Raw genomic sequence first — 2,418 nt, 5'->3', positions numbered from 1 at the left:
GCGACACCACCCGGGTGATGTACGCGGACCCGTCGCTCGGCGCCAGCGAGACCCGCGCGGTCTTCATCGACCCGGCCACCGCCGACGTCCGCGGCGACCTCACCGCCTACGGCACCAGCGGCGCCCTGCCGTTGCGGACCTGGATCAGCGACCTGCACCGGACGCTGCACCTCGGGGACGTGGGCCGCTACTACAGCGAGCTCGCCGCCTCCTGGCTGGGGGTCGTCGCCCTCGCCGGCCTGGGCCTCTGGATCATCCGCCTCCGCCGAGCCCGCGTGAAGAGGGACCTGCTGCGCCCCGCGCCGAGGACCACCGGCTACAAGCGCCTGTTCTCCTGGCACGCCTCCACCGGCGTCTGGCTGCTCGTCGGCGCCCTGTTCCTCTCGACCACAGGCATCACCTGGTCGCTGTACGGAGGCGGGAACTTCGAGACCCTCCGCTCCGCAGTCGGCTGGACCACACCCTCGCTGGGGACGACGCTCGGCGACCGGACCGGCGAGGTGGCCGACGAGCACGCCGGACACGGCGCGGCCACCGGCGACGCCGTCGAGTCGACGGCGGGCTACTCGCCGGCCGCCTACGACTCGGTGCTCTCGGTCGCCCGCGAGGTCAACGTGAACACGGGACTGGTCGAGATCCGGCCGCCCGCGGCGGAGGGCTCGGCCTGGGTCGTGCAGGAGATCCAGCGCAGCTTCCCGACCGAGGTCGACGGCGTCGCGATCAACGGGAGCACGATGCAGGTCGTCGACCGGGTCGACTTCGCCGACTTCGGCCTCGTCGCCAAGCTCTCCCGCTGGGGCATCGACACGCACATGGGCTCGATGTTCGGGCTGCCCAACCAGCTGCTGCTGTTCGTCACCGCGGCCGGCATCGCCACGATGGTCGTGCTCGGGTACCTGATGTGGTGGAAGCGCCGCCCCACCCGCGCTCCCCGGCTCGGCGGCACCCCGCCGGCCCGGGGAGCGCTCCGGCGCGCGCCGTGGTGGGGAGTCGCGTCCGTCCTGGTCGTCGCCGCCGCGCTCGGGCTGTTCCTCCCGCTCCTGGGTGCGAGCCTCGCGGCCTTCGTGATCATCGACACGCTGCTGGGGCTCCGACCCGCGCACCGCTGAGCGCGCGGGCGCCGGCCCGGTGAGGTCCACCGGGCCGGCGTCACAGCCCCTTCGGGAAGCCGAGGGAGCGCAGCACGGGGTCGAGGCCCTCCCACTGCTGACGCCGCTCCGCGTCCCGGTCGGCGTCGCTCCCCCGGAGTCCGACCGCCTTCCTCACCGTTGTCTCCGTGGATTCGGGGCAGTTGTCGGCTCCGGAACGCGCCAGGGGTCCCGGGTACGGCTGACCGCCTTCAGCCGCCTGATGGCATGCCGTGATGAGCCGCCCGGGACCCCGCAACGGCAGGACCGCTCATGGAGAGACGCGACCAGATCGCCCCGTGATGACATGCCGGCGAGGTCGTTCACGGCGCACCGCACCCGCTGAACGGAAGGACCCTGCGTGCCCCGACTCCGGGCCGGAATCGACGCCGGCAAGGCCGACCACCACTGCCGGTGAGGGTGCATCGATGATGCTCATCGCGCGCCTCCGAGCCAGAGTCCTGTTGCTGCGGCGATGACGCTGAGGAGGAGCGTGCCGAGGGCGTTGATGGCGGAGGCGAGTTGGCGTCCTTCGGCGAGGAGACGGACGGTTTCGAGGCTGGCGGTGGAGAAGGTGGTGTAGCCGCCGAGGAAGCCGGTGCCGAGGACGAGTCGCCACGGCTCGGGGGCGATGCCTGCGAGGGCGAGGCCGGTGATCAGGCCGAGGAGGAGTGATCCGGTGACGTTGATGACGGTGGTGCCCCAGGGGTAGGCGCCGCCGGTGCGGGCCTTGATGAGCCCGTCGAGGAGGAGCCGTGTTGCGGCTCCGATTCCACCGGCGAGGGAGAGCGCGAGGAACAGTGCGGGTGTCATGCCGGCACCTTCCTCTGCGTGCGTCGCCGGTGGAGTGCTGCGGCGAGGGCGACTCCAGTCCAGGACGCGAGGGCACCGAGCAGGACGGTGCCGAGCGCGTAGAGGGCGGCGGGTGCGGGGTGTCCTGTGGTGAGCAGGTGGGCGGTGTCGGTGGCGAGGGTGCTGTAGGTGGTGAAGCCTCCGAGCGCTCCGGTACCGAGCAGCAGCCGTGCGGTGCGGCGTCGGCCCTCGTCGCTGCCGGCTCTGGCGAGGCTCTCCAGGAGTACGCCGAGCAGGAGCGCGCCGACGATGTTGATGGCGAAGACGACGGTGTCGAAGGCGGGATCGGCGGGGAACGCGAGGGTCAGGCCCTCCCGCGCCCCGGTCCCGACCGTGCCGCCGGCGGCGACGAGGAGGAGGTATCGCGGACGCAGGTGCACGGGTCGTGGCGTCCCGTCGGGGGCGTCGTCGACGTCGAGGTCGCTGTCGACCGGCAGCT

General features: G+C 72.5%; 3 protein-coding genes. 1 reads left to right on the top strand and 2 read right to left on the bottom strand.

All coding sequences use genetic code 11. The features are described from left to right. On the top strand, positions 1 to 1,109 hold a 1,109-nt coding region (locus tag C5D09_RS16955; RefSeq protein ID WP_104269825.1), incomplete at its 5' end, for a PepSY domain-containing protein. 453 nt (positions 1,110 to 1,562) lie between these two features. On the opposite strand, the gene crcB is transcribed toward C5D09_RS16955, so the two are convergent. Together crcB and C5D09_RS16945 are read right to left on the bottom strand one after the other, a co-directional pair. After that, complete coding sequence (gene crcB, locus C5D09_RS16950) at positions 1,563 to 1,940, bottom strand: fluoride efflux transporter CrcB (protein WP_104224798.1); 378 nt, start codon at positions 1,938 to 1,940, stop codon at positions 1,563 to 1,565. Beyond that, positions 1,937 to 2,416 (bottom strand): CrcB family protein, encoded by a 480-nt coding sequence (locus C5D09_RS16945; protein ID WP_258067046.1) that lies wholly within the window; start codon positions 2,414 to 2,416, stop codon positions 1,937 to 1,939. Before C5D09_RS16945 ends, crcB begins: the two co-directional genes overlap by 4 nt. Positions 2,417 to 2,418 lie beyond the last annotated feature (2 nt).

Source organism: Rathayibacter sp. AY1C9 (genome assembly GCF_002932315.1).
In the GTDB taxonomy this organism is placed as follows: Bacteria; Actinomycetota; Actinomycetes; order Actinomycetales; family Microbacteriaceae; genus Rathayibacter.
This window is presented reverse-complemented; position numbering and strand designations above follow the sequence as displayed.

Excerpts from the sequence above, each read along its gene's own strand:
- crcB (WP_104224798.1), bottom strand. The coding sequence starts at position 1,940 with ATGACACCCGCACTGTTCCTCGCGCTCTCCCTCGCCGGTGGAATCGGA.